Origin of the sequence: Photobacterium sanguinicancri, assembly GCF_002265265.1 — a bacterium.
In the GTDB taxonomy this organism is placed as follows: domain Bacteria; phylum Pseudomonadota; class Gammaproteobacteria; order Enterobacterales; family Vibrionaceae; genus Photobacterium; species Photobacterium sanguinicancri.
Map to the genome: position 1 here is coordinate 1 of NZ_NOIF01000231.1, position 6,406 is coordinate 6,406.

Genomic DNA, 6,406 nt, shown 5'->3' on the forward strand with positions numbered 1-6,406 from the left:
AATTTTACTTTCCATTTTTTAATAACTTTAAATAATACAGATCAACAAAAGACAGTATTGTCATCTTTATTAATAATCAATCATTTACACATGCGCCCCGCAAATACATCATTGCTTTTTTATGTCTGCAGAGGGTAAAAGGACACCTGTCCTTAATAAAACAAATGTGGAAAACAATTAATAATAAAAGCATCGGCTTCCAATTAAAGCTGGTTATAAGCGTATTACTCGTAATCGCTTTTTCTTCCGTAGCTGCGATTGTTTATCGTAATTCAGCAGATATCTTGCTAGAAGAAACATTACAAGAACAGCAATCTAAACTGGAAGCCATGGCTGAAAGTATTGCGGGACAATTTAATATTTATTTAGAAAGTGCTAAAGAACTGGAAAGTGCATTTCGTCTCGGTTATATGCATGGCCTTAACGTTGAAAACAATACCGTCAGCTTTGCTGGACAGTCAGTACAAAACGTCACCTTAAATGGCAAATCAATGATCAACGATACTGAAGTCGTTGACCGTTTCACTCAAAATACAACCGCTATCGCAACCCTCTTTGTAGCATCAGGAAACGATTTTGTACGCGTAGCGACATCACTAAAAAACAATAGCGGGCAACGCGCACTTGGCAGCAAGTTAGGGCTAAACCACCCTGGCTATAACAAATTGATGAACGGTCAGCCTTACTATGCCAAGGTCGTGTTATTTGGTCATGATTACCTCACCTACTATTCACCCATCAAAGATGTAAATGGACACGTTGTTGCTATTTCCTTTATTGGACTGTCTATTGAAGAGGCTTCTAAAGCTGTATTTTCAAGCGTGAGTAATGTCCGCTGGGGCGACTCTGGTTACACCATAGTGGTTGATAATGATAAAAGTAACCTAGGTGTTTATCTGTACCATCCAGAGCAAAAACAAAAAGGAGAGTCGATTCTGAATGTGGCCGACTACAACGGAAATAAACCCTTTGGTCAGCTCTTCGAATCCACTAGTGGCTTAATCAAATACCCATTTGAATATAATGGCGTCGTCGGTGAAAAATACCTTGTTTATACTGAAGTTCCAGGCTGGAACTGGAAGTTACTCGGTGGCACATTCATTAAAGAAGTCACCAAAGGTAGCCAGCAATTATTGACCATTATTGTTATTGTCGCTCTTGTGGCTGGCGTAATTACCTTCTTTATTTTAGGCCTTTACCTAAACAGACTAACGACACCTTTAACCACACTCGCGGGTTACATGGACCGCTTAGGCAAGGGGGAAGTCACCCTTTCTATGGAGCAAGGTAATATCCATTCGGGCAATGAAATTGAGCGCCTTACTGGTGGTGTCCATAATATGGCTGCGAAACTGAATGAGCTGGTAGGTTCTATTCGCAATACTAGTGAATCAGTTCACGATCAAGCAACCAGTGTTTCTGACGATGCGCAACACAGTCTAGCTCAATCTGATATTCAGCAAGAGCAAGTGGAGCAAGTTGTTACTGCTATCGAAGAGATGGCATCATCAGCGAAATCAGTGGCTGAGCAAGTTGAATCCATCGCCGAAAGTGTTCGAGCGGCTAATGAAGATAGTACATCGGGTTCAGACTTGGTTTCACAAGTTAGCGTCGAAGTTGCGGAGTTAAATGAGCAGTTAAGACAGTCAGCTGACGCTATTGATAGAGTGAGTCATGAGAGCGATAACATTCAGTCGGTTACTCGCATGATCGATGAAATCGCCGAACAAACAAACTTATTAGCATTGAATGCCGCTATTGAAGCAGCACGCGCAGGTGAACAAGGTCGAGGCTTTGCCGTGGTAGCGGATGAGGTTCGAACACTGGCACATCGCACACAAGAGTCAGTGAAAGAAGTGGTAGGCATTATTGAACAACTGCGTGGCTGTACGAGTAGTGCCGTCACCATGATGTCTGAAAGCCAGAAGAAAGGAAAGTTAGTCACAGAGCAAGCAACCCAAGCAGGTTTAGCGCTGGAAGGTATTACTACTCAGGTGACGTCTATTGCAGCCCAATCAGAAGTCATTGCTGCCACTTCAGAAGAACAAGCACAAGTATCACAAGAAATTGCCACCAATGCGACGGAGATCAGTAACCTGAACCGTCAAGGATGTGATATTGCCGCTCAAACATCGCAAAGTGCTAATAACCTGCAAGGGTTGTCGAAAGAACTTCAACAGCAAGTTGACTACTTCCACTAGCATCAGCGTGCTTTAGCATAAATAAAGCGTCAAAGACAAAAAACAAGGAGAGGCGATTACCTCTCCTTTTTATATCAGTTTGATATTCGCTTCTGTCCACTTAATACCAACATAGAAAATAGCGAGTCAAAAAGTATTATAAGAACTTCTCGATAAGCACTTCATCAATATACTCGCCTCGCACTTTTGCGTGCTGTTTCGCTGTACCTATCACTTCAAAGCCTTGGCTAAGGTAGGCAGCCAAAGCACGCTCATTATCACTACGAACATAAGCAAAAAGCTTTCTGTATCCCAAGGCTTTTGCTGCTTCAAACGTAGCCTTGAACATCGACTTAGCAATACCTTGTCGATGAAAATCACTACTTACGAAAGTGCCAATAATCCCGACATGATCGAAAGCACGCGTATAGTCAGCAAATGGTTCGACAGGTTGAAAACCCGCAATGACGCCAGTTTCAGCATGCTCAGCAACGGTGAAAATGCCTCGTTCAGGAAAGCTTTTGATAAACGCTTTTTCTTCTTCGGCAGTAAACGTGGTATCTAATACTGTATACAAGCCCTCTTCAACAATCGGGTTGAGCACCTGGGTGATACCTTCAGCATCATCTAAACATACGTTTCTTATAGTAAAAGTCATTTTTAATTATGTTCTGATTATCAGAACTGCATCTTACGAAATCTTTTAGCTAAAAGCATTTGGTGTTTTCATGGTAGCAATAACTATAGAGCCTAAATTCTACGCCTCAACTAAGTTATGCATCCATTTCTTACTTCTAAAACGCTGAATAGAAGCAAACCATTTAAACAAGGTTTCTAAGAAAAACATCGCATAGACCAGTTCAGAACTAAAACCAAACCATAATGCGCCTAGCGCCGTTAAGGGAATGCCAAACGCCCATTGCGTTAACATGTCTTGATAGAGACAAAATTTCACATCCCCGCCAGCACGCAGCACACCCACAACTAAGGTGGTAGGCACAGAACGTAATACAATCCCGACACAAAGTATGGCCAAAAATGTTTCAGCAAGTTCACGGGTTTCTGGCGTAATTGCTGAAAACTGATTCAAAATCACCATTTGCTGCCAATACAAAGTCAACGAAACAACCAAAGTGACAGAGACAGCAATCAACATCATACAAATCGCTTGATAGTACGCAGCGGTATAGTTTTTGGCGCCGAGTTGATTGCCAACCAAAACCGAAGAGGCATTTGCGACCCCGACCAGAAAACTAAGCGAAATCGCTTCGATTGGCGTCATTACTGATAATGCAACTAACCCTTGCGTTCCGCTATTCCCCATAATGGCATGGTAAGCAAAAAGTCCAGCCGACCAGATTAGGAAATTAAATGTCGTAGGAATAGACAGCTTAAGAAAACGCATTACTTTACAGCGCTGAAAAGCTGGTAGGTAACTTTTTAAATTGGAAAGTAAAAAATGGCGTTTATATCTAAGGTAGAATATTAGGGATGCCACTTCGACTAAGCTACTTAATAACGTTGCTATTGCAGCCCCTTTTATTCCTAACGCAGGAGCACCAAAGTTACCAAAAATTAAAACCCAATTTAGTAGAATATTAATTGAAACGCTAATAGCGCTAATGAGAGTACAAATACCGGGCTGATGAATAGAGCGTAGGCTAGCTGATAAGCTACTTATAATAGCGGCGAAAAACAAACTGAACGATGTAATAACGAGGTATTGGCTACCAAGCGTATTCACCTGCCAAGATGGTGTGGCTAATCCCATGATCTGCGTTGAGTATAAATTAACTCCCAGAATAGTGATTAGCGCAGCAGTAATCGTAAATAGAAGACTTAGCGTTGTACTTTCTCGCACCCCTCTATGATCTTTTGCTCCCCAATACTGCGCCGTTAGTAACCCCCCGCCCGTCGCAATACCGACCAGCATAATGGTAGCAATAAACAAGGCTTTACTTGCAATACCTACAGCCGCAATGTCTGCTTCTGTTAATTGTCCTAGCATCATCACATCTACCAGCCCCTTACTGGCAAACATCATATTCTGTAATGTAATAGGTAACGCTATTGTGAAGATTTTCTTAAGAAAATCACCCTTAGTATGTTGATAAACAAGGCTTAATGTCGCTTGCATGCAAAGTACCCGTTTCTTTATTTAGTGGTTAATGGGCTATTATTTAACTCGCATGATCCTGTGCTCTATATCTAGAAGCTGTAAGAAAATGATTTCAGAACGTCGCAAATTATCGACTTTAGAAATCATCTCCTCTGAGTAAAGATGCTGCTTCATCCACTGCATAGGCTCATTGAAGGTGTCTTCGTTAATAATTAACGATTCATCTTTGAATTGACCGTCTGTAATTTGGATAACCCAGATTCTAGATTTAAATTCGATTGTTTTTTTGAGCAGTGCTAAAAATTGGGTAAATAGAGATGGATGTGAGTGTTCTTTTTTATTTGTCATTTTTCACGCCAAAAATTAAGTGGTAGCGTCAATATAAATCAATATGAATGCTATTTGTACATTCTTGTGTGTCATGCAGTTATATAATGAAAGAAGTTATTTCCTTGTTTTACACTTCAAGTGGTTTATCACCAAATGTAAAGTGCACTACTATCCACAATTCTTACTAACAAAAAAAAACCTCTCAGCCCTTAAAAGGAGGCTGAAAGGTTTAATGCGTAAATGTCTATTTTTTATATCTAGGTAACAGTGCATCTATTTATGGAACAACAGATGCCCTACTTCTGCACCATGATTTCTAAAATCTGTACATCGGTTTGAGTCATCGCGCCATTTGCTAAAGCAGATAAATTACGGATGGTCGCATCAACGTCATTATCGACAATACCTTCATCACCTGTTACACGAATACCATCTAATGCCATCATTGCCGCTTTAATTGCAGCACTTGCTGAAGAAGATACCTTCATTGCACAACTGGTTTTCGCGCCGTCACAAATAATGCCTGTAATGTCACCGATCATATTACAGATAGCCGCACTAACCTGAGTAAACTGACCACCTAATAGCCATGTCATACCCGCCACTGCCCCCATAGATGCTGTCGTTGCTCCACAGAGTGCTGACAATTTGTTTTGATGGCTTTTAATATAAATCGCCATTAAGTGCGACAGCATTAATGCACGGATCATGGTCTCACGGTCGACTTTTAAATGCTCAGCAACAACAACAACAGGCATAGTCGCTGCAATACCCTGATTACCTGAACCTGAGTTACTCATGGCTGGCTTCATTGCTCCATCCATACGCGCATCTGATGCCGCTGCAGTTCGACGCATAATATCTGTTAATAGATCTTGGCTTAATAAACCACGATCGATATTTCGTTGAAAAGTTGCACCAATTTGTAGGCCGTATTGGCCAGTTAACCCTTCTAGAGATAGAGCTTCATTTAGTTGGTAAGCTTGTTCAATAAAGTCGATATCGGCTAATGGGGCTGAAATAGCAAACTCATAAACATCATGTGCAGTAGCACCGCAGAAAGGCGAGCTGTCTTTCGGGGCTTTATCATCCACTTTCACCTGATTTTCAGCAAAAATAACAGTGTCATTTTCACGAATTTCGATCACTTTGGTGTGAGAATCAGCAATCGTAACGGATACCGATTGCTCGTTAGCAAATAACGTAACTTGCGCATAAAGGATCTGAGAAACAGCAGCTACACCAACGGTAACACGCTTATCATCCAGTAATACTCTAGCCTTAGTAACATCTTCGTCCGTAATTGATTTAAGCACTTCGAGTCCAGCATCTGGGTCACCAGCTAATGCGCCAATGGCAGCCGCAATAGGTAAGCCCACCATACCCGTACCTGGTACACCTACGCCCATGCCATTTTTCATTAAGTTAGGAGATACCAGCACTTCAATACGCAGTTGCTCGTTTAGTGCTTCACCTTTTGCTATACGACGCATCGCAATTGCCGCACCTAATGCAACAGAAACAGGCTCGGTACAGCCAAGCGCAGGGACAACTTCTTTCTTAACAATATTGGTAAAACCATTCCACAGATGCTTTTTCACGTTATTCACCACTAAAGTATGCAGAAAAGTAGACAAGGCTACCTAAGTGCTTATTCAAAAAGGGATTCATGCCCCTACTTATTATGCGGATTAATATAACGCTAATAGAATGAAAAAGGTTTTCCTTATTAATATAAAAAACACCCCCAAATAGAAAAAATTACTACCAATAGCGA

At 41.2% G+C, this 6,406-nt stretch carries 5 protein-coding genes; 1 reads left to right on the forward strand and 4 read right to left on the reverse strand.

From position 1 onward, the window contains the following. Window positions 1–164 precede the first annotated feature (164 nt). Window positions 165–2,201 carry a methyl-accepting chemotaxis protein gene (locus ASV53_RS21855; protein WP_094958672.1) on the forward strand — a complete coding sequence of 679 codons (2,037 nt, stop codon included), beginning with the start codon at window positions 165–167 and terminating at the stop codon, window positions 2,199–2,201. A gap of 136 nt (window positions 2,202–2,337) precedes the next feature. Here ASV53_RS21855 and ASV53_RS21860 read toward each other — a convergent pair whose 3' ends face one another. The 4 genes from ASV53_RS21860 to ASV53_RS21875 form a co-directional block, all read right to left on the reverse strand. Beyond that, window positions 2,338–2,838, reverse strand: coding sequence for a GNAT family N-acetyltransferase (locus tag ASV53_RS21860; protein ID WP_094958673.1), 501 nt, complete (start codon window positions 2,836–2,838; stop codon window positions 2,338–2,340). A gap of 99 nt (window positions 2,839–2,937) precedes the next feature. Beyond that, entirely contained in the window at window positions 2,938–4,317 is a 1,380-nt protein-coding gene (locus tag ASV53_RS21865) for an MATE family efflux transporter (RefSeq protein ID WP_094958674.1), read from the reverse strand. A gap of 39 nt (window positions 4,318–4,356) precedes the next feature. Continuing rightward, complete coding sequence (locus ASV53_RS21870; protein ID WP_094958675.1) at window positions 4,357–4,647, reverse strand: hypothetical protein; 291 nt, start codon at window positions 4,645–4,647, stop codon at window positions 4,357–4,359. A gap of 278 nt (window positions 4,648–4,925) precedes the next feature. After that, a complete protein-coding gene (locus ASV53_RS21875; protein ID WP_094958676.1) occupies window positions 4,926–6,230 on the reverse strand; it encodes an L-cysteine desulfidase family protein in 1,305 nt (434 codons plus the stop codon). Window positions 6,231–6,406: the final 176 nt, after the last annotated feature.

What these genes read in the sequence shown, in the direction of transcription:
- ASV53_RS21855 (WP_094958672.1), top strand. Translation starts at nt 165, where the DNA reads ATGTGGAAAACAATTAATAATAAAAGCATCGGCTTCCAATTAAAGCTG.
- ASV53_RS21860 (WP_094958673.1), bottom strand. Translation starts at nt 2,838, where the DNA reads ATGACTTTTACTATAAGAAACGTATGTTTAGATGATGCTGAAGGTATC.
- ASV53_RS21865 (WP_094958674.1), bottom strand. Translation starts at nt 4,317, where the DNA reads ATGCAAGCGACATTAAGCCTTGTTTATCAACATACTAAGGGTGATTTT.
- ASV53_RS21870 (WP_094958675.1), bottom strand. Translation starts at nt 4,647, where the DNA reads ATGACAAATAAAAAAGAACACTCACATCCATCTCTATTTACCCAATTT.